We start from the raw sequence: 17,390 nt of genomic DNA, 5'->3' as shown, positions 1-17,390 counted from the left end.
AGGTGCCAGTGACCACCTTTGCTGTGGGTCAGCTGGTGGACGTGCAAGGCACCTCCATCGGCAAGGGCTTCACGGGCACGATCAAGCGTCACAACTTCAGCTCGCAGCGCGCATCGCACGGCAACAGCCGTTCGCACAACGTGCCGGGCTCGATCTCGATGGCGCAAGATCCGGGTCGCGTGTTCCCTGGCAAGAAGATGTCGGGCCAGCGCGGCGACGTCACCAAGACCACCCAGAACCTCGACATCGTTCGCATCGATGAAGCCCGCCAGCTGTTGCTGGTGCGTGGCGCGGTGCCGGGCTCCAAGAACGGCCATGTGGTCGTGAGCCCCGCCGTGAAGGTGAAGGTCAAGCGCGGCGGCGAAGCTGCCGCAACGCCTGTGAAGGGAGCCAAGTAATGCAGCTCGAGCTCCTGAACGAACAAGGTCAGTCGACGTCCAAGGTTGACGCGCCTGACACCGTGTTCGCACGTGATTACAACGAAGCGCTGGTGCACCAGATCGTCGTGGCCTTCCAGGCCAATGCACGCCAAGGCACCCGTGCTCAGCTCGACCGCGCAGAGGTCAAGCACTCGACCAAGAAGCCGTGGCGCCAAAAGGGCACGGGCCGCGCTCGTGCTGGTATGACGTCGTCGCCGCTGTGGCGCGGAGGCGGTCGGATTTTCCCGAACAGCCCCGACGAAAACTTCACTCAGAAGGTCAACAAGAAGATGTATCGCGCCGGCATGGCTGCGATCCTCTCGCAGTTGGCGCGTGAAGGCCGTCTGGCGGTAGTCGACTCGATCACCATCGACGCACCCAAGACCAAGCTGCTGGCTGCCAAGTTCAAGGCCATGGGCCTGAGTTCGGTGCTGGTGATTGCCGACCAGGTTGATGACAACCTGTTCCTGGCATCGCGCAACCTGCCCAATGTGCTGGTCGTTGAGCCGCGTCACGCTGACCCGCTCTCGCTGGTGCACTACAAGAAGGTCCTGGTGACCAAGGCAGCGATCGAGCAACTCAAGGAGATGTTCGCATGAGCGCCACCCAAGCCAACAAGCCCAAGCACGCCGACAACCGTCTGGCCCAAGTGCTGGTCGCTCCGATCGTGAGCGAAAAGGCCACCGCCGTCGCCGAGAAGAACAACCAGGTGATGTTCAAGGTGCTGCGCGATGCGACCAAGCCCGAGATCAAGGCCGCTGTCGAGCTGCTGTTCAAGGTCGAAGTCGAATCCGTTCAGACCGTGATCCAAAAGGGCAAGGTCAAGAAATTCGGCCGTTCTATTGGTCGCCGTGACCACGTCAAGAAGGCGTATGTGTCACTGAAGGCGGGCCAAGAGCTCAACTTCTCTGGGGAGGCCGCGTAATGGCCGTCATCAAAGTCAAACCGACCTCGCCTGGCCGCCGTGCCGTGGTGAAGGTGGTGCACGCGCACCTGCACAAAGGCAAGCCCGAGGCGTCGCTGGTCGAGCCGCAGTTCCAGCACTCTGGCCGTAACAACAACGGGCACATCACGATTCGCCACAAGGGCGGTGGTCACAAGCACCACTACCGTGTCGTCGACTTCGTGCGCAACAAGGATGGCATCCCGGCAAAGGTCGAGCGCATCGAGTACGACCCGAACCGCACCGCCCACATTGCGCTGGTGTGCTACGCCGACGGCGAGCGCCGCTACATCATTGCCCCGCGTGGCCTGGAAGTGGGTTCGACGGTCATGAGCGGTGCAGAAGCGCCGATCAAGGCTGGCAACACGCTGCCGATCCGCAACATCCCGGTGGGTTCGATCATTCATTGCATCGAAATGCTGCCTGGCAAGGGTGCGCAGATTGCCCGTTCGGCTGGCACGTCGACGACGCTGCTGGCGCGCGAAGGTACCTATGCTCAAGTTCGCTTGCGCTCGGGTGAGGTTCGTCGCATTCACATCGACTGCCGCGCCACCATCGGCGAAGTGTCGAATGAAGAGCACAGCCTGCGTCAATACGGCAAGGCCGGCGCAATCCGCTGGAAGGGCATCCGCCCGACGGTTCGCGGCGTTGCCATGAACCCGGTGGATCACCCGCACGGTGGCGGCGAAGGCCGCACGGGCGAAGGCCAGGTGCCGGTGTCTCCTTGGAACACCATGACCAAGGGCTACCGCACTCGCAACAACAAGCGCACGCAGACGTTCATCGTTTCGCGTCGCAAGAAGTAAGGAGCCGACATGACCCGTTCGCTCAAAAAAGGTCCGTTCGTCGACCATCACCTTCAGGCCAAGGTCGAGAAGGCTGTGGCGATCAAGGACAAGAAGCCGATCAAGACCTGGTCGCGCCGTTCGACGATCCTGCCCGACTTCATCGGTGTGACGATTGCCGTGCACAACGGCAAGCAGCACGTGCCCGTGTACATCACCGACCAGATGGTTGGCCACAAGCTCGGCGAATTTGCGCTCACCCGCACGTTCAAGGGCCACCCGGCTGACAAGAAGGCCAACAAGAAGTAAGGATGACGACGATGGAAACCAAATCGATCGTTCGCGGCGTTCGCCTCTCTGCCGACAAAGGTCGGCTGGTGGCCGACATGGTCCGCGGCAAGAAGGTGGACCAGGCGCTCAACATCCTGACGTTCACCCCCAAGAAGGCTGCCGGCATCATCAAGAAGTGTCTCGAGTCCGCAATCGCGAACGCCGAGCACAACGATGGCGCCGACATCGACGAACTGACCGTGAAGACGATCTTCGTAGAGCAGGGCGCCACGCTGAAGCGTTTTTCCGCACGGGCCAAGGGCCGCGGCAACCGCATCAGCAAGCCGACCGCGCACATCTACATCACCGTCGGCAACTAAAGGCAAAGACCATGGGACAAAAAATCCACCCAACCGGGTTCCGCCTGCCGGTCACGCGCAACTGGGCTTCGCGTTGGTACGCGTCGAACCAGAACTTCGCGACCATGCTGGCTGAAGACCTGAAGGTGCGTGAGTACCTGAAGGCGCGCCTGAAGAGCGCCGCGGTGTCGCGCATCCTGATCGAGCGCCCCGCCAAGAACGCACGCATCACGATTTTTTCGGCTCGTCCGGGCGTCGTGATCGGCAAGAAGGGCGAAGACATAGAAAACCTGAAGGCTGAACTGACGCGGCGCCTTGGCGTGCCGGTGGCTGTGAACATCGAAGAAGTGCGCAAGCCCGAAATCGATGCCCAGCTGATCGCCGACAGCATCACCCAACAGCTCGAGAAGCGCATCATGTTCCGCCGTGCCATGAAGCGCGCGATGCAGAACGCGATGCGCCTGGGCGCCCAAGGCATCAAGCTGATGTCGTCGGGCCGCCTGAACGGCATCGAAATCGCTCGCTGCGAGTGGTACCGCGAAGGCCGAGTGCCTCTTCACACCCTGAAGGCTGACATCGACTATGGCTTCTCAGAAGCCAAGACGACCTACGGCATCATCGGCGTGAAGTGTTGGGTCTACCGTGGCGACCGCCTCGCCAATGGCGAACTGGCACCCCAGGCCAAGCCTGAAGTGCAAGAAGACGATCGCCGTCCCCGTCGCAACACCCGTCCGGGCGCACCTGGTGCTCCCGCAGGCCGTGGTGGTCGCCCGGGTGGTGGTGGTTTCGATCGTGGCGCTCCGCGTCAAGACGCTGGTCGCCCTGCAGAAGCGGCCGCACCGGCTGGCGATGCGCCCAAGACGCCTGCAGTCAAGCGCGTGCGCAAGGCGCCGACGCCTGGGGCCACTGAGCCCAAAGGAGAATAAGCATGCTGCAACCTGCACGCAGAAAATACCGCAAGGAACAGAAGGGCCGGAATACCGGCGTGGCCACGCGCGGCGCGGCTGTGTCGTTCGGCGACTTCGGCCTGAAGGCTACCGAACGCGGCCGCTTGACGGCACGCCAGATCGAGGCGGCTCGCCGCGCGATCTCGCGTCACATCAAGCGCGGCGGTCGGATCTTCATCCGCATCTTCCCGGACAAGCCCATCTCGCAGAAGCCTGCCGAAGTCCGCATGGGCAACGGCAAGGGCAACCCCGAGTACTACGTGGCTGAGATCCAGCCCGGCAAGGTGCTCTACGAAATCAATGGCGTGCCTGAAGAGTTGGCCCGCGAAGCGTTCAAGCTGGCTTCGGCCAAGCTGCCGCTGAGCACCACCTTTGTCGCCCGTGCGATTGGCGCCTGAGGAGAACACCATGAAAGCATCTGAACTCCGCGCCAAGGACGTCGCCGGCCTCGAAAAAGAGGTTGCTGACCTGCTGAAGGCTCATTTCGGCCTGCGCATGCAAAAGGCGACCCAGGCGTTGACCAATCACACAACGTTGGGCAACACCCGCCGTGACATTGCTCGTGCCAAGACCATTCTGGCCGAGAAGAAGAAAGGGGCAGCGAAATGACTTCGACCGCCGGTGATATCAAGGTTGACGCCCCGGGCAAGAACCAGCGCAAGCTGGTTGGCAAGGTCGTCAGCGACAAGCGCTCCAAGACCATCACGGTCCTGATCGAACGTCGTACGAAGCACGAGCTCTACGGCAAGATCGTGGCCAAGTCCAGCAAGTACCACGCTCACGACGAAAATGGCGAGTACAAGATGGGCGACGTGGTCGAGATCGCGGAAAGCCGTCCTATCTCCAAGACCAAGTCCTGGGTGGTGACTCGGCTGGTCGAGAAGGCGCGTACGGTCTGAGTTGACGTACTCGTGCGGGCTCCTTGGAGCCCCGCTGCAAGCGGTCGGTGTGCTGAAGTTTTAGCGCCCGGCCGTTTTTGCATTTTTGTCATCGTAAAACTCATCTGGAGCTGAACATGATCAAGGTTGGCGACAAGCTTCCCGCGGGCACTCTGCAGGAATTCATTGAGGTCGAAGGCAACGGCTGTTCCATCGGTCCCAACACATTCGAAATTGACAAGGCGACCGCCGGCAAGAAGATCGCGATCTTTGCGCTGCCGGGCGCCTTCACGCCTACGTGCTCCGCTCAGCACGTTCCGGGCTACGTCAAGCAAGCCGATGAGTTGAAGGCCGCTGGTGTGGATGAGATCTGGTGTGTGTCCGTCAATGACGCATTTGTGATGGGTGCCTGGGGGCGCGATCAGCGCACGACCGACAAGGTCCGCATGATGGCCGACGGCAGCGGCGACTTCGCGAAAGCCACTGGCCTGACTCTTGACCTCAACGCGCGCGGTATGGGGTTGCGCTCGCAGCGCTACTCGATGCTCGTGATCGATGGCGTCGTGAAATCGCTCAACATCGAGGCTCCCGGCAAGTTCGAGGTGAGCGACGCGGCCACTCTGCTCAAGCAGGCGCAAGCAATCAAGGCTTAATTTCAGGATGTGCGGTAGGGTCTGTTGACACGGGCTTCACAAATGCCGCATAATCCGCAGCTTCGCCGAAATCAGGCTGCAACGACTCGCGCGGTGCAACGGGTTTCGGCTCCGCCCAAACAGTGAGGTGCGCATGATGCGCTTCGATCTGACGGGCCCAAGACTGCTTGCTTCGGCAAGACAAGTTGGGGACAGAACATGATTCAAATGCAATCGCGACTCGACGTCGCGGACAACACTGGCGCAAAGTCCGTCCAGTGCATCAAGGTGCTTGGCGGCTCCAAGCGTCGCTACGCCGGTATCGGCGACGTGATCAAGGTCAGCATCAAAGAAGCTGCCCCGCGTTCACGTGTGAAGAAGGGCGAGGTCTACAGCGCCGTCGTCGTTCGCACGGCCAAGGGCGTTCGCCGTCAAGACGGCTCGCTGGTGAAGTTCGACGGCAATGCCGCCGTGCTGCTCAACGCCAAGCTCGAGCCTATCGGTACGCGCATCTTCGGGCCGGTCACGCGTGAGCTGCGCACCGAGCGCTTCATGAAGATCGTGTCGCTCGCACCTGAAGTGCTCTAAGCCGCGGTTGGAGAAAAGCTTATGAACAAGATTCGCAAAGGCGACCAGGTTGTTGTGTTGACCGGTCGTGACAAAGGCAAGCGTGGCACCGTGACGCAGCGCGTCGATGCAGAGCGCGTCGTGGTTGAAGGTGTCAACGTGGTGAAGAAGCACGTCAAGCCGAACCCGATGAAGGGTACGACCGGCGGCGTCGTCGACAAGACCTTGTCGATCCACCAGTCGAACGTGGCCATCTTCAATCCGGCCACCGGCAAGGCTGATCGCGTCGGCATCAAGCTGCTCAGCGACGCCGACAAGCAAGCTCGCAAGACCAAGGACAACGGCGTTCGCGTCTACAAGTCCAGCGGCGAAGAGATCAAGGCATAAAGACCATGGCCAAGCAACAAGCTCAACAATCTGCTGCACCCGCGGTCGCCCGCCTGCAGAAGATCTATCGCGAGACCATCTCGCCGGAACTCGTCAAGAAGTTCGGCTACAAGTCTCCGATGCAGGTGCCCCGCATCACCAAGATCACGCTCAACATGGGTGTGAGCGAAGCGGTATCCGACAAGAAGGTCATGGAGCATGCCGTGAGCGACCTGACCAAGATCGCCGGCCAGAAGCCAGTGGTCACCAAGTCGAAGAAGGCGATTGCAGGCTTCAAGATTCGTGACGGCGTGCCCATCGGGTGCATGGTCACTCTGCGCGGCGTGCAGATGTATGAATTTCTCGACCGCTTCGTGACGATCGCGTTGCCCCGCGTGCGCGACTTCCGCGGTATCTCGGGTCGCTCGTTCGATGGTCGTGGTAACTACAACATCGGCGTGAAAGAGCAGATCATTTTCCCCGAGATCGAATACGACAAGGTGGATGCGCTGCGTGGTCTGAACATCAGCATCACCACCTCCGCGAAGAGCGACGACGAGTGCAAGGCACTGCTCGCCGCGTTCAAGTTCCCGTTCAAGAACTGAGGTGATCAGTGGCTAAAACTTCCCTCATCCAGCGCGAACTGAAGCGCGCCGAGTTGGTCGCCAAGTACAAGAAGAAGTACGACGAACTGAAGTCGACCGCGAACGATGCCAAGAAGTCCGACGAAGAGCGCTATGCCGCTCGCCTCGAACTCCAAAAGCTGCCGCGCAATGCTTACCCGACGCGCCAGCGCAACCGCTGCGAGTTGACGGGTCGCCCGCGTGGCACCTTCCGCAAGTTCGGTCTGGGTCGCAACAAGATCCGCGAACTGGCGTTCAAGGGTGACATCCCCGGTGTCATCAAGGCCAGCTGGTAATCGGCAGGACGATCAGGAGATTTCCCTATGAGCATGAGTGATCCTATCGCCGATATGCTGACCCGCATTCGCAACGCGCAGATGGTCGAGAAGACCAATGTCGTGATGCCGGCGTCGAAGCTGAAAGTGGCGATTGCCCAAGTCCTGAAGGACGAAGGCTATGTCGAGAATTTCGCCGTGATCGGTGACAAGGCCAAGCCGCAACTCGAGGTCACCCTCAAGTACTACGCCGGCCGTCCCGTGATCGAGCACATCGAGCGTGTGAGTCGTCCGGGTCTGCGCGTCTATAAAGGTCGGCACGACATTCCGAACGTCAAGAACGGTCTCGGTGTGGCCATCGTCACCACGCCCAAGGGTGTGATGACCGACCGCAAGGCACGCCAAGCTGGTATCGGCGGCGAAGTGCTCTGCTACGTCGCCTAAGGAAGGGAAGAATCAAATGTCCCGCGTAGGAAAAATGCCGGTCGCCATCCCCAAGGGTGTGGATGTGTCGATCACTGCTGAGCAGATCAGCGTCAAGGGTACGCTCGGTACGCTGGTGCGCCAGGTGAACTCGCTGGTAACCATCAAGAATGCTGACGGCAAGATCGAATTCGTGCCGGCCAACGACTCGGTGGAAGCCGATGCGATGTCGGGCACGATGCGCGCTCTGGTGGCCAACATGGTCAACGGCGTGAGCAAAGGCTTCGAGAAGAAGTTGACGCTGGTTGGCGTGGGCTTTCGTGCTCAAGCTGCTGGCAGCAAGCTGAATCTGCAGATCGGTTTCTCGCACCCAGTGGCGAAAGACATGCCGGCCGGTGTCAAGGTCGAGTGCCCGAGCCAGACTGAGATTGTGATCAAGGGCTCTGACCGCCAAGTGGTGGGTCAGATCGCTGCGGAAGTTCGCGCGATTCGCCCGCCTGAGCCCTACAAGGGCAAAGGCATCCGCTACGCGGACGAGAAGGTCACGATCAAAGAGACCAAGAAGAAGTAAGGAGCGACGACCATGTCACTGAACAAGAAAGATCAGCGCGTTCGCCGCTCCCGCCAGACTCGCGCTCGCATTGCGACGCAGCGCGTGGCTCGCCTGACGGTGTTCCGCACCAACCTGCACATCTACGCAAGCGTCATCTCTGACGACGGTGCAAAGGTGCTCGCCAGCGCCTCGACTGCCGAAGCCGATGTTCGCAAGGAATTGGGCGCTGCGGGCAAGGGTGGCAATGTGAATGCCGCCACGCTGATCGGCAAGCGGATTGCTGAAAAGGCGAAGGCTGCTGGCATCGAGAAAGTTGCATTCGATCGCGCAGGTTTTGCGTACCACGGCCGCGTCAAGGCGCTGGCCGAAGCCGCTCGCGAAGCCGGCCTGCAGTTCTAAGGAATCAAGATGGCAAAGTTTCAACCTCGCGCACAGACCGAAGGCAACGACGACGGCCTGAAGGAAAAGATGATTGCGGTGAACCGCGTCACCAAGGTGGTGAAGGGCGGCCGTACGCTGAGCTTCGCCGCCCTCACTGTCGTTGGTGATGGCGACGGCCGCATCGGCATGGGCAAGGGCAAGGCCAAGGAAGTTCCGGTGGCCGTGCAGAAGGCGATGGAATCTGCTCGCCGCAACCTGTTCAAGGTGCAGCTCAAGAACGGCACGATCCATCACAAGGTGGTCGGTGAGCATGGCGCTTCGCGCGTGCTGATGGCCCCGGCCAAGCCCGGTGACGGCATCATCGCCGGCGGCCCGATGCGCGCTGTGTTCGAGGTGATGGGTGTGACCGATATCGTCTGCAAGAGCCTGGGTTCATCGAACCCTTACAACATGGTTCGTGCGACGCTCGACGCACTGAAGCACATCAGCACGCCGGCCGAAGTGGCCGCCAAGCGTGGCCTGACGGTCGAAGAAATCCTCGGCTGATCGGCGCACGGAGAAACAACATGGCTGACAAGAAGACACTCAAGATCAAGCTGGTTCGCAGCATCGCCGGTACGCGCGAATCGCACCGTGCCACGGTGCGCGGGCTGGGCCTGCGCAAGCTCAACAGCGAATCAACGCTCGAAGACACCCCGTCCGTGCGCGGCATGATCACCAAGGTCCAGTACCTGGTGAAGGTGCTCTGAGGTCGAAGGAAAGAACATGGAACTGAACAGCATCAAGCCCGCCACTGGTTCGAAGCGTGCGCGCCGTCGTGTTGGCCGTGGCATCGGCTCTGGCCTGGGTAAGACAGCGGGTCGTGGTCACAAGGGCCAGAAGTCGCGCTCGGGTGGCTATCACAAGGTGGGCTTCGAAGGCGGTCAGATGCCGCTGCAGCGTCGTCTGCCGAAGCGCGGCTTCAAGTCGACCACGTTGAAGTACAACGCCGAAGTGACGCTGGCTGACCTGGAGCTTTTGGGTGCCGACGAGATCGACATGCTGACGTTGAAGCAAGCTGGCCTCGTCGGGCAGCTTGCCAAGGTCGTCAAGGTCATCAAGACCGGCGAGCTGACCAAGAAGGTTTCGCTCAAGGGCATCGGCGCTACCGCGGCTGCCAAGGCAGCCATCGAGGCGGCCGGCGGTTCGGTCGCTTGAGCTTCAAGTAAACGGAACAACGTTCAGTGGCAACCAACGCGAATCAGCTGGCCAAGAGCGGCAAGTTCGGTGACCTCCGTCGCCGGCTTGTGTTCTTGCTGCTCGCACTGGTGGTGTATCGCCTGGGTGCGCACATTCCTGTGCCTGGCATCGACCCGATCCAGCTGCAGCAGATGTTCAAGGGCCAGCAAGGCGGCATCCTGAATCTGTTGAACGTGTTCTCGGGCGGGGCGTTGTCGCGCTTCACAGTCTTCGCGCTGGGGATCATGCCGTACATCTCGGCGTCGATCATCATGCAGTTGATGACCTATGTGGTGCCGAGCCTGGAAGCGCTGAAGAAGGAAGGCGAATCCGGCCGCCGCAAGATCACGCAGTACACACGCTACGGTACGCTGGGCCTGGCCCTGTTCCAGGCGCTGGGTATTGCGCTTGCACTGGAAGGCTCGCCGGGTTTGGTTATTTCCCCGGGATTTGGCTTCCGCATGACGGCGGTGGTTAGCCTGGTGGCTGGCACGATGTTCCTGATGTGGCTGGGTGAGCAGATCACCGAGCGCGGTCTCGGCAACGGCATCTCGATCCTGATCTTTGGCGGTATCGCGGCTGGTTTGCCGAACGCCATTGGTGGCTTGCTTGAATTGGTGCGGACCGGTGCGATGAGCGTGCTGGTGGCGCTGTTCATCGTGGTGATCGTCGCTGGTGTGACCTTCGTGGTGGTGTTCGTCGAGCGCGGTCAGCGCAAGATATTGGTCAACTACGCCAAGCGGCAGGTTGGCAACAAGGTTTACGGTGGCCAGTCGTCGCATTTGCCACTCAAGCTGAACATGTCGGGTGTGATTCCGCCGATCTTTGCGTCGTCGATCATCTTGCTACCAGCGACCGTGGTCGGATGGTTCGCCACCGGCGACAGCCTGCGGTGGTTGAAGGACCTGGCCGGTATGCTGTCGCCAGGCCAGCCCATCTATGTGCTGCTGTTTGCGACGGCCATCGTGTTCTTCTGCTTCTTCTATACGGCGCTGGTGTTCAACAGCCGTGAGACGGCAGACAACCTCAAGAAGAGCGGTGCCTTCATTCCCGGCATCCGCCCTGGCGAGCAGACCGCGAAGCACATCGATCGCATCCTGTCGAGGCTGACGCTGGCTGGCGCGATCTACATCACGGCCGTGTGTCTTCTGCCTGAGTTTCTGGTGCTGAAGTACAACGTTCCGTTCTATTTCGGCGGCACCTCGCTGTTGATCATCGTTGTCGTGACGATGGACTTCTGGGCCCAGGTGCAGTCTTATGTGATGAGCCAGCAGTACGAGTCGCTGCTGAAGAAAGCAAGTTTCAAGGCCGGCTGACGACGCTGGCGAAGGTGAACTGAAAGACAACGAAACGATAGGCATGGCGAAAGACGACGTCATTCAGATGCAGGGCGAGATTCTGGAGAATCTGCCCAACGCCACGTTTCGGGTGAAGTTGGAGAACGGGCACATCGTGCTGGGTCACATCTCCGGGAAGATGCGCATGCACTACATCCGCATCCTGCCCGGCGACAAGGTGACAGTGGAGTTGACGCCTTACGACCTGACGCGGGCACGCATCGTGTTTCGCGCCAAGTGAGTGCAAGAGAATTGAATTGAAGCGGTCCGAAGGGACCTAGGAGAAGAGCATGAAAGTTGCAGCATCGGTGAAGAAGATGTGCCGGAATTGCAAGGTCATCCGTCGCAAGGGTGTTGTGCGCGTGATCTGTACCGATCCGCGTCACAAGCAGCGCCAAGGCTGAACGGCCTTCGACGACGCGTTGACGAGTTAAGCGAATAGAGGAAGCCCATGGCACGTATTGCTGGTATCAACATTCCGCCGCACAAGCACGCCGAAATCGGCCTGACTGCGATCTACGGCATCGGCCGCTCCACGGCGCAGAAGCTCTGCACCGCCAGCGGTGTCCCGTTCGATCGCAAGATCAAGGACCTGACGGATGCGGACCTGGAAAAGCTCCGTGAAGAGATTGGTCGCATGACCATCGAAGGCGATCTGCGCCGCGAGATGTCGATCAACATCAAGCGCCTGATGGACCTCGGTTGCTATCGCGGTTTCCGCCATCGCCGCGGTCTGCCGGTTCGTGGTCAGCGCACCAAGACGAATGCTCGTACCCGCAAGGGCCCGCGCAAGTCCGGCGCACTGGTCAAGAAGTGATCGCTGCTCGGCAAGCAGTCTGACGAGCACAAAGAGGAAGAGTCGATATGGCTAAAGCACCCAATACCGCCGCCCAGCGCGTGCGCAAGAAGGTCCGCAAGAATGTTGCGGACGGTATCGCGCACGTCCWCGCGTCGTTCAACAACACGATCATCACGATCACCGACCGTCAAGGCGGAGCCCTGTCGTGGGCATCCAGCGGTGGTCAGGGCTTCAAGGGTTCGCGTAAATCGACACCTTTCGCGGCTCAGGTGGCTGCAGAGGTGGCCGGTCGTGCCGCACAAGAGCAAGGCATCAAGAATCTGGATGTACGGATCAAGGGCCCCGGCCCCGGCCGCGAGTCGTCGGTGCGTGCACTGGCCTCGCTGGGTATCCGCATCAACTCGATTTCTGACGTGACGCCGGTGCCGCACAACGGTTGCCGTCCGCAAAAGCGCCGTCGCATCTGATTGATCGTCCGTTTTTCGTCGCCGGCCAGCGCTTCAAGGTGCTGGCCGGCGGTTCCGTTGAAGCCGCAAGGTTTCATAAGCCCACCGTCTGAGCACAAAACAACACCCGCCAGACTCGCGCGAGCCCTGTGAGGCACGCGTCAGATTGACAAAGGAAGCAACGTGGCACGTTACCTAGGCCCCAAGGGCAAACTCGCACGCCGTGAAGGCACCGACCTTTTCCTGAAGAGCGCTCGCCGCCCGATCGGGGACAAGGTCAAGTTCGACAGCAAGCCTGGCCAACATGGCCGCACTTCTGGCACCCGCACCTCCGACTTTGGCCTGCAGCTTCGCGAAAAGCAGAAGGTCAAGCGCATGTACGGCATCCTGGAGCGTCAGTTCCGCCGTTACTTCGCTGAAGCCGAGCGCCGCAAGGGCAACACCGGTGCCAACCTGCTGCTGCTGCTCGAGTCGCGCCTTGACAACGTCGTGTACCGCATGGGCTTTGGGTCCACGCGCGCCGAAGGCCGCCAGCTCGTCTCGCACAAGGCCATCACCGTCAACGGTGAAGTGGTCAACATCGCGTCGTACCTGGTGAAGGTCGGTGACGTTGTGGCAGTGCGTGAAAAGTCCAAGAAGCAGCTGCGCATCGTCGACTCGCTGAAGTTGGCGGAAGGCCAAGGCATGCCGAACTGGGTGCAGGTCGATGCGAGCAAGCTTGAAGGCGTGTTCAAGAAGACGCCAGACCGCGATGAATTCGGTGCCGACATCAAGGAAGCCCTGATCGTCGAACTCTATTCGCGCTGATCTCTTGCGCGCTGGCCGCATGCGCTTCGCCGACGRCAGGCGCGGCGGCCTGTTTCAGTTTCCTTCGTCGGGTGTCGGCGCGAGCCGCTCCCGTGGTCCCCTCAGCCTTATCGGTGTAACGAACCGAGGGTATTGAAAGAAAAGACCTCATGCAAACAAACCTGCTCAAACCCAAAGCCATCAATGTGGAGCCGCTCGGCGGCAACCGCGCCAAGGTCACGCTCGAACCATTCGAGCGTGGCTATGGCCACACGCTGGGCAACGCGCTGCGCCGTGTTCTGCTCTCGTCGATGGTGGGGTATGCGCCGACCGAAGTGACGATCGCTGGCGTGCTCCACGAGTACTCGACGGTCGATGGCGTGCAAGAAGACGTCGTTCACATCATGCTGAACCTCAAGGGCGTGGTGTTCCGCCTGCATAACCGTGATGAAGTCACGCTCGTCCTCCGCAAGGAAGGCGAGGGGCCCGTCACGGCCGGTGACATCCAGACCCCGCACGACGTCGAAATCATCAATCCTGAGCACGTGATTGCGCACCTTTCGCAAGGCGGCAAGCTCGACATGCAGATCAAGGTCGAGAAGGGCCGTGGCTATGTGCCTGGCACGATGCGCCGCTTTGGCGACGAGCCGACGAAGTCCATCGGCCGCATCGTCCTCGACGCGTCGTTCTCGCCCGTTTCGCGCGTGAGCTACACCGTTGAGAGCGCCCGTGTCGAGCAGCGTACCGACCTCGACAAGCTCGTAATGGAAATCGCCACCAATGGCGCCATCACGCCGGAAGAAGCCATCCGCGCTTCGGCCAAGATCCTGGTCGAGCAGCTCGCCGTGTTTGCGCAGCTCGAAGGCAGCGAGATCGCCGCGTTCGATGCGCCGGCTCAGCGCAGCACGCAGTTCGACCCGATCCTGCTGCGTCCGGTTGACGAGCTCGAACTCACCGTGCGTTCGGCCAACTGCCTGAAGGCCGAAAACATCTACTACATTGGCGACCTGATCCAGCGCACCGAGACCGAGCTGCTGAAGACTCCGAACCTGGGTCGCAAGTCGCTCAACGAAATCAAGGAAGTGCTGGCATCGCGCGGGCTCACGCTCGGCGCGCGCCTTGAAAACTGGCCTCCGCAAGGCCTGGACAAGCGCTAGTACTTCACCAGTAGAAAGACGGCCTCAGGCCGTCATCGGATGACAGACGCGCCGCCCTCGAGCTTGACGCGTTTGATCGTGCAACCCCCAGTACCTGATACGGCTGGGGTTCATAAGTTAGTCAGAAAGGAAAAGCACCATGCGTCACCGTAACGGACTCCGCAAACTCAACCGCACCAGCGAACATCGCCAGGCGATGCTGCGCAACATGTGCAATTCGCTGCTGCAGCACGAAGCCATCAAGACAACGGTCCCCAAGGCCAAGGAACTGCGCCGTGTCGTCGAGCCGCTCATCACGCTCGCCAAGGAAGCCACTCTGGCCAATCGCCGCCTGGCTTTCGATCGCACCCGTGATCGCGACATCGTCGCCAAGCTCTTCAACGAACTCGGCCCGCGTTACAAGGCGCGTCCGGGCGGCTACACCCGCATCCTGAAGATGGGCTTCCGCGTTGGCGACAACGCGCCGATGGCGTTCGTCGAATTGGTCGATCGTCCCGAAGTGGCTGAAGAGGCCGCTGGCGACAAGGCTGAATAACGGCTGTCGTCACGACAGATTCTGAAAAGGGTCAGCGCGAGCTGGCCCTTTTTCGTTGGGACTCAGGTTCCAGTGCATTGATGCACTGACCCCTCAAATGGCTCAGCGAAACAGGTGACGTCAGAGAGCAACTCTGCTATACTCATAGGCTCAGTCGCGGGGTGGAGCAGTCTGGTAGCTCGTTGGGCTCATAACCCAAAGGTCGTTGGTTCAAATCCAGCCCCCGCAACCAAAATTCTCGAGAAAAGAAGAAATCAAAAGGCCCGCCGAGTGCGGGCTTTTTTGCATTCAGGGGCTCGTCTCGCAACAGGCCTGACGAAGCCCCAAGGTTTTACGCCTGCTGGTTGACTGATTGCTATGGCGCGCGTGACCATTGGTCTTGTGGCGGGCCGATCCCGGAATGGCAATCGTCCCGGGCGCCGGTTGCTGTTGGTATCGGGCGATCTTCGTCTTCAGAAGCGGAACACGACTGGCTTGGAACTCGCGAATGACACTGCATCTCAAATCGAAGTGGGCTTTCAAAAAACAAGCCCGGGTGCTATCACTGAATCCCCGGCCGCGAGATGCGTGCCGAGGCCACCTTGAAGCATCTATGGGTAGGTTTTAACCAACGAAACCGTCCCCACTTATTCGGGCTCTGACCGGCTCACTTTTCGTCCAGGAACCGCATGACTGCCAAGACTCGCACCTCCTCACTCGCCATCACCGGCTCTGCAGCCGTTGCAGCCGCCAAGGTCGAACCCAAGGCCAAGCCTCTGCGCGTGAAAGTGCCGAAATCGAAGGAACGCGCACTGATCCGCGAGTTCGGCCTTGACGTCACCACCTTGACCGAGGTCGAGCTTGAAAAGCGTCGCGTCGAGTTGACCGCGCTGATCAAGATGGGCAAGAGCCGCGGGTTCCTGACCCACCAGGAGATCAATGATCACCTGCCAGAAAAGCTGGTTGACGCCGAAGCGATCGAAGCCACTGTCGGCCTGCTCACTGACATGGGCATCGCCGTCTACGAGCACGTTCCTGACGCCGCCACGCTGCTGATTGCCGGGGGTACGGGCGCCGCTGCGACTGACGAGGAAGCCGAAGAAGCCGCCGAGGGTGCGCTCTCGACGGTCGATTCCGAGTTCGGGCGGACAACGGATCCGGTGCGCATGTACATGCGGGAAATGAGCTCGTTCGAATTGCTCACCCGTGAAGGCGAGATCGAGATCGCCAAGCGCATCGAAGGCGGTTTGCAAGCGATGCTGTTGGCGATTTCTGCCAACCCTGCCGTGGTCGCGGAGATCCTCGCGAGCGGCGCAAAAGTGGCTGCCGGCGAGTTGCCAATCTCCGACGTCGTCGATGGCCTGGTCATTGCCGACGAAGCCGACGACTACGTGGCCGAAGAAGACATCGACTCATTCGATGACGGCGACGAGGCGGATGACGCCGACGGCGGTGGCAGCCCCGCGACCACCCGCCGCCTGGAAGAGATGAAGAGCGCCGCCCTCGAGCGCTTCGAGGCGATCAATGCTGCCTTCAAGTCGTTGCGCAAAGCCTTCGAGAAGAGCGGCTATGGGTCGACCGCCTACAGCAAGGCCCAGAAGGCGCTCAGCGCCCAGTTGATGACGCTGCGCTTCACCGTCAAGACGATTGACAGGCTCTGCTCGATGTCACGCTTGCAGGTTGAAGAGGTCCGGCGCCATGAGCGCGAGATCCGCAGGATTGCGGTCGACAAGTGCCGCATGCCGCAGCAGCACTTTGTAGAGAACTTCCCGGCCAACGCGCTGAACTTGCAATGGGCCATCGACGAAGCCGCTGTCAGCGCGTCGTATGGTGCCGCGTTGGGCCGCAGCGTGCCCGCGATCCAGGAGCACCAGACCAAGCTGGCCGAGATTCAGGCGCAGAGCGTTGTTCCGCTCGATGAACTGAAGGCCATCAACAAGAGGATGAGCGAAGGCGAACGCGCGATGCGCGACGCCAAGGCCGAGATGATCGAGGCCAATCTGCGCCTGGTTATTTCCATCGCCAAGAAGTACACCAACCGCGGCATGCAATTCCTCGACTTGATCCAGGAAGGCAACGTCGGCCTGATGAAGGCAGTCGAGAAGTTCGAATACCGCCGCGGCTTCAAATTCTCGACTTACGCGACGTGGTGGATCCGCCAAGCCATCACGCGGGCGATCGCCGACCAGGCGCGGACCATCCGCGTGCCGGTCCACATGATCGAGTCGATCAACAAGATCAACCGTGCAAGTCGCGAGCATCTGCAGCAGTTCGGCTTCGAGCCGGATGCCGCCACGCTCTCCGCCAAGCTCGAGATTCCCGAGGTCAAGATTCGCCAGATCATGAAGATCGCCAAGGAGCCCATCTCGATGGAGCTGCAGCTTGGCGACGATGGCGACACCACGCTGGGCGACATGATCGAAGACACCAGCAACGTTGCCCCGATGGAAGCTGCGATGCAGTCGAACCTTCGGTCGGTCGTTTGTGAGCTGCTGGATGGCTTGGCGCCTCACGAAGCGAAGATCATGCGCATGCGCTTCGGCATCGACATGACGGGCGACCACACGGTGGACGAAGTCGGCAAGCAGTTCGACATGAGCCGTGAGCGTGTGCGTCAGATCGAGGCGCAGGCGCTGCGCAAGCTCAAGCACCCGAATCTGTCGGACAAGCTTCGCACCTTCGCCGACGCGCTGTAACGGCCGTCAGCCCCTG

General features: G+C 60.7%; 30 protein-coding genes and 1 tRNA gene. All 31 read left to right on the top strand.

Going from position 1 to position 17,390, the window contains the following annotated elements; all coding sequences use genetic code 11:
* The coding region (gene rplC, locus AC1DYS_RS27550) for a 50S ribosomal protein L3 (protein WP_477904737.1) at positions 1-398 on the top strand (398 nt) is incomplete at its 5' end.
* Complete coding sequence (gene rplD / locus AC1DYS_RS27545) at positions 398-1,018, top strand: 50S ribosomal protein L4 (protein WP_047489310.1); 621 nt, start codon at positions 398-400, stop codon at positions 1,016-1,018. The genes rplC and rplD, both read left to right, overlap by 1 nt.
* Positions 1,015-1,344 (top strand): 50S ribosomal protein L23, encoded by a 330-nt coding sequence (rplW, locus tag AC1DYS_RS27540; protein WP_477904736.1) that lies wholly within the window; start codon positions 1,015-1,017, stop codon positions 1,342-1,344. Before rplD ends, rplW begins: the two co-directional genes overlap by 4 nt.
* Entirely contained in the window at positions 1,344-2,168 is an 825-nt protein-coding gene (gene rplB, locus AC1DYS_RS27535) for a 50S ribosomal protein L2 (protein WP_047489316.1), read from the top strand. The genes rplW and rplB overlap by 1 nt, the downstream gene beginning before the upstream one ends.
* 9 nt (positions 2,169-2,177) lie before the next feature.
* The gene (gene rpsS / locus AC1DYS_RS27530) at positions 2,178-2,456 is read left to right on the top strand and encodes a 30S ribosomal protein S19 (protein WP_047489320.1); all 279 of its coding nucleotides are present in this window, start codon (positions 2,178-2,180) and stop codon (positions 2,454-2,456) included.
* 11 nt (positions 2,457-2,467) lie between these two features.
* Positions 2,468-2,797 carry a 50S ribosomal protein L22 gene (gene rplV / locus AC1DYS_RS27525; protein WP_047489731.1) on the top strand — a complete coding sequence of 110 codons (330 nt, stop codon included), beginning with the start codon at positions 2,468-2,470 and terminating at the stop codon, positions 2,795-2,797.
* A gap of 11 nt (positions 2,798-2,808) precedes the next feature.
* Positions 2,809-3,702 (top strand): 30S ribosomal protein S3, encoded by an 894-nt coding sequence (gene rpsC, locus AC1DYS_RS27520; protein ID WP_047489323.1) that lies wholly within the window; start codon positions 2,809-2,811, stop codon positions 3,700-3,702.
* A 2-nt stretch (positions 3,703-3,704) separates the two neighbouring features.
* Positions 3,705-4,121, top strand: coding sequence for a 50S ribosomal protein L16 (gene rplP / locus AC1DYS_RS27515; RefSeq protein WP_047489326.1), 417 nt, complete (start codon positions 3,705-3,707; stop codon positions 4,119-4,121).
* 10 nt (positions 4,122-4,131) lie between these two features.
* Complete coding sequence (gene rpmC / locus AC1DYS_RS27510) at positions 4,132-4,332, top strand: 50S ribosomal protein L29 (RefSeq protein ID WP_047489330.1); 201 nt, start codon at positions 4,132-4,134, stop codon at positions 4,330-4,332.
* Positions 4,329-4,622 (top strand): 30S ribosomal protein S17, encoded by a 294-nt coding sequence (gene rpsQ, locus AC1DYS_RS27505; protein WP_477904735.1) that lies wholly within the window; start codon positions 4,329-4,331, stop codon positions 4,620-4,622. The genes rpmC and rpsQ overlap by 4 nt, the downstream gene beginning before the upstream one ends.
* Positions 4,623-4,738: 116 nt before the next feature.
* Positions 4,739-5,254, top strand: coding sequence for a peroxiredoxin (locus AC1DYS_RS27500; RefSeq protein WP_477904740.1), 516 nt, complete (start codon positions 4,739-4,741; stop codon positions 5,252-5,254).
* 198 nt (positions 5,255-5,452) lie between these two features.
* Positions 5,453-5,821, top strand: a complete 369-nt coding sequence (rplN, locus tag AC1DYS_RS27495) for a 50S ribosomal protein L14 (RefSeq protein WP_047489336.1) — start codon at positions 5,453-5,455, stop codon at positions 5,819-5,821.
* Positions 5,822-5,842: 21 nt separating this feature from the next.
* Positions 5,843-6,187 carry a 50S ribosomal protein L24 gene (rplX, locus tag AC1DYS_RS27490; RefSeq protein WP_047489339.1) on the top strand — a complete coding sequence of 115 codons (345 nt, stop codon included), beginning with the start codon at positions 5,843-5,845 and terminating at the stop codon, positions 6,185-6,187.
* A gap of 5 nt (positions 6,188-6,192) precedes the next feature.
* On the top strand, positions 6,193-6,771 hold the full coding sequence (gene rplE, locus AC1DYS_RS27485; protein WP_052197562.1) for a 50S ribosomal protein L5: 579 nt from the start codon (positions 6,193-6,195) through the stop codon (positions 6,769-6,771).
* An 8-nt stretch (positions 6,772-6,779) separates the two neighbouring features.
* Entirely contained in the window at positions 6,780-7,085 is a 306-nt protein-coding gene (gene rpsN / locus AC1DYS_RS27480) for a 30S ribosomal protein S14 (RefSeq protein ID WP_477904734.1), read from the top strand.
* A 27-nt stretch (positions 7,086-7,112) separates the two neighbouring features.
* The gene (rpsH, locus tag AC1DYS_RS27475; RefSeq protein WP_047489345.1) at positions 7,113-7,508 is read left to right on the top strand and encodes a 30S ribosomal protein S8; all 396 of its coding nucleotides are present in this window, start codon (positions 7,113-7,115) and stop codon (positions 7,506-7,508) included.
* Positions 7,509-7,524: 16 nt separating this feature from the next.
* On the top strand, positions 7,525-8,058 hold the full coding sequence (rplF, locus tag AC1DYS_RS27470; protein ID WP_477904733.1) for a 50S ribosomal protein L6: 534 nt from the start codon (positions 7,525-7,527) through the stop codon (positions 8,056-8,058).
* Positions 8,059-8,070: 12 nt separating this feature from the next.
* Positions 8,071-8,439 (top strand): 50S ribosomal protein L18, encoded by a 369-nt coding sequence (gene rplR, locus AC1DYS_RS27465; protein ID WP_047489352.1) that lies wholly within the window; start codon positions 8,071-8,073, stop codon positions 8,437-8,439.
* Positions 8,440-8,448: 9 nt separating this feature from the next.
* Positions 8,449-8,967 (top strand): 30S ribosomal protein S5, encoded by a 519-nt coding sequence (gene rpsE, locus AC1DYS_RS27460; RefSeq protein WP_047489355.1) that lies wholly within the window; start codon positions 8,449-8,451, stop codon positions 8,965-8,967.
* Between the two features lie 20 nt (positions 8,968-8,987).
* Positions 8,988-9,170 (top strand): 50S ribosomal protein L30, encoded by a 183-nt coding sequence (gene rpmD, locus AC1DYS_RS27455; RefSeq protein ID WP_477904732.1) that lies wholly within the window; start codon positions 8,988-8,990, stop codon positions 9,168-9,170.
* Between the two features lie 16 nt (positions 9,171-9,186).
* A complete protein-coding gene (gene rplO / locus AC1DYS_RS27450) occupies positions 9,187-9,618 on the top strand; it encodes a 50S ribosomal protein L15 (protein WP_477904731.1) in 432 nt (143 codons plus the stop codon).
* Between the two features lie 26 nt (positions 9,619-9,644).
* Positions 9,645-10,955: a preprotein translocase subunit SecY gene (gene secY, locus AC1DYS_RS27445; RefSeq protein ID WP_047489364.1), complete on the top strand. Its 1,311-nt coding sequence runs from the start codon at positions 9,645-9,647 to the stop codon at positions 10,953-10,955.
* A gap of 43 nt (positions 10,956-10,998) precedes the next feature.
* Positions 10,999-11,217 (top strand): translation initiation factor IF-1, encoded by a 219-nt coding sequence (gene infA, locus AC1DYS_RS27440; protein WP_047489367.1) that lies wholly within the window; start codon positions 10,999-11,001, stop codon positions 11,215-11,217.
* 49 nt (positions 11,218-11,266) lie between these two features.
* Entirely contained in the window at positions 11,267-11,380 is a 114-nt protein-coding gene (rpmJ, locus tag AC1DYS_RS27435) for a 50S ribosomal protein L36 (RefSeq protein ID WP_011830995.1), read from the top strand.
* Between the two features lie 47 nt (positions 11,381-11,427).
* Entirely contained in the window at positions 11,428-11,793 is a 366-nt protein-coding gene (rpsM, locus tag AC1DYS_RS27430) for a 30S ribosomal protein S13 (protein WP_047489370.1), read from the top strand.
* 47 nt (positions 11,794-11,840) lie between these two features.
* Complete coding sequence (rpsK, locus tag AC1DYS_RS27425) at positions 11,841-12,242, top strand: 30S ribosomal protein S11 (RefSeq protein WP_477904730.1); 402 nt, start codon at positions 11,841-11,843, stop codon at positions 12,240-12,242.
* A 162-nt stretch (positions 12,243-12,404) separates the two neighbouring features.
* Positions 12,405-13,028, top strand: a complete 624-nt coding sequence (gene rpsD, locus AC1DYS_RS27420) for a 30S ribosomal protein S4 (RefSeq protein ID WP_477904729.1) — start codon at positions 12,405-12,407, stop codon at positions 13,026-13,028.
* 149 nt (positions 13,029-13,177) lie between these two features.
* Positions 13,178-14,164: a DNA-directed RNA polymerase subunit alpha gene (locus AC1DYS_RS27415; protein WP_047489379.1), complete on the top strand. Its 987-nt coding sequence runs from the start codon at positions 13,178-13,180 to the stop codon at positions 14,162-14,164.
* A gap of 139 nt (positions 14,165-14,303) precedes the next feature.
* Positions 14,304-14,699, top strand: coding sequence for a 50S ribosomal protein L17 (gene rplQ, locus AC1DYS_RS27410; protein WP_477904728.1), 396 nt, complete (start codon positions 14,304-14,306; stop codon positions 14,697-14,699).
* A gap of 155 nt (positions 14,700-14,854) precedes the next feature.
* Positions 14,855-14,931: transfer RNA gene (locus AC1DYS_RS27405), tRNA-Met, on the top strand.
* Between the two features lie 436 nt (positions 14,932-15,367).
* Positions 15,368-17,374 carry an RNA polymerase sigma factor RpoD gene (rpoD, locus tag AC1DYS_RS27400; protein WP_477904727.1) on the top strand — a complete coding sequence of 669 codons (2,007 nt, stop codon included), beginning with the start codon at positions 15,368-15,370 and terminating at the stop codon, positions 17,372-17,374.
* Positions 17,375-17,390 lie beyond the last annotated feature (16 nt).

Source organism: Rhizobacter sp. P2_G4 (assembly GCF_056403575.1).
The sequence above is the reverse complement of the archived record's forward strand: the minus strand, read 5'-3'. Positions and strand labels throughout refer to the sequence as shown.

Excerpts from the sequence above, each read along its gene's own strand:
- rplD (WP_047489310.1), top strand. The coding sequence starts at position 398 with ATGCAGCTCGAGCTCCTGAACGAACAAGGTCAGTCGACGTCCAAGGTT.
- rplW (WP_477904736.1), top strand. The coding sequence starts at position 1,015 with ATGAGCGCCACCCAAGCCAACAAGCCCAAGCACGCCGACAACCGTCTG.
- rplB (WP_047489316.1), top strand. The coding sequence starts at position 1,344 with ATGGCCGTCATCAAAGTCAAACCGACCTCGCCTGGCCGCCGTGCCGTG.
- rpsS (WP_047489320.1), top strand. The coding sequence starts at position 2,178 with ATGACCCGTTCGCTCAAAAAAGGTCCGTTCGTCGACCATCACCTTCAG.
- rplV (WP_047489731.1), top strand. The coding sequence starts at position 2,468 with ATGGAAACCAAATCGATCGTTCGCGGCGTTCGCCTCTCTGCCGACAAA.
- rpsC (WP_047489323.1), top strand. The coding sequence starts at position 2,809 with ATGGGACAAAAAATCCACCCAACCGGGTTCCGCCTGCCGGTCACGCGC.
- rplP (WP_047489326.1), top strand. The coding sequence starts at position 3,705 with ATGCTGCAACCTGCACGCAGAAAATACCGCAAGGAACAGAAGGGCCGG.
- rpmC (WP_047489330.1), top strand. The coding sequence starts at position 4,132 with ATGAAAGCATCTGAACTCCGCGCCAAGGACGTCGCCGGCCTCGAAAAA.
- rpsQ (WP_477904735.1), top strand. The coding sequence starts at position 4,329 with ATGACTTCGACCGCCGGTGATATCAAGGTTGACGCCCCGGGCAAGAAC.
- AC1DYS_RS27500 (WP_477904740.1), top strand. The coding sequence starts at position 4,739 with ATGATCAAGGTTGGCGACAAGCTTCCCGCGGGCACTCTGCAGGAATTC.
- rplN (WP_047489336.1), top strand. The coding sequence starts at position 5,453 with ATGATTCAAATGCAATCGCGACTCGACGTCGCGGACAACACTGGCGCA.
- rplX (WP_047489339.1), top strand. The coding sequence starts at position 5,843 with ATGAACAAGATTCGCAAAGGCGACCAGGTTGTTGTGTTGACCGGTCGT.
- rplE (WP_052197562.1), top strand. The coding sequence starts at position 6,193 with ATGGCCAAGCAACAAGCTCAACAATCTGCTGCACCCGCGGTCGCCCGC.
- rpsH (WP_047489345.1), top strand. The coding sequence starts at position 7,113 with ATGAGCATGAGTGATCCTATCGCCGATATGCTGACCCGCATTCGCAAC.
- rplF (WP_477904733.1), top strand. The coding sequence starts at position 7,525 with ATGTCCCGCGTAGGAAAAATGCCGGTCGCCATCCCCAAGGGTGTGGAT.
- rplR (WP_047489352.1), top strand. The coding sequence starts at position 8,071 with ATGTCACTGAACAAGAAAGATCAGCGCGTTCGCCGCTCCCGCCAGACT.
- rpsE (WP_047489355.1), top strand. The coding sequence starts at position 8,449 with ATGGCAAAGTTTCAACCTCGCGCACAGACCGAAGGCAACGACGACGGC.
- rpmD (WP_477904732.1), top strand. The coding sequence starts at position 8,988 with ATGGCTGACAAGAAGACACTCAAGATCAAGCTGGTTCGCAGCATCGCC.
- rplO (WP_477904731.1), top strand. The coding sequence starts at position 9,187 with ATGGAACTGAACAGCATCAAGCCCGCCACTGGTTCGAAGCGTGCGCGC.
- infA (WP_047489367.1), top strand. The coding sequence starts at position 10,999 with ATGGCGAAAGACGACGTCATTCAGATGCAGGGCGAGATTCTGGAGAAT.
- rpmJ (WP_011830995.1), top strand. The coding sequence starts at position 11,267 with ATGAAAGTTGCAGCATCGGTGAAGAAGATGTGCCGGAATTGCAAGGTC.
- rpsM (WP_047489370.1), top strand. The coding sequence starts at position 11,428 with ATGGCACGTATTGCTGGTATCAACATTCCGCCGCACAAGCACGCCGAA.
- AC1DYS_RS27415 (WP_047489379.1), top strand. The coding sequence starts at position 13,178 with ATGCAAACAAACCTGCTCAAACCCAAAGCCATCAATGTGGAGCCGCTC.
- rplQ (WP_477904728.1), top strand. The coding sequence starts at position 14,304 with ATGCGTCACCGTAACGGACTCCGCAAACTCAACCGCACCAGCGAACAT.
- rpoD (WP_477904727.1), top strand. The coding sequence starts at position 15,368 with ATGACTGCCAAGACTCGCACCTCCTCACTCGCCATCACCGGCTCTGCA.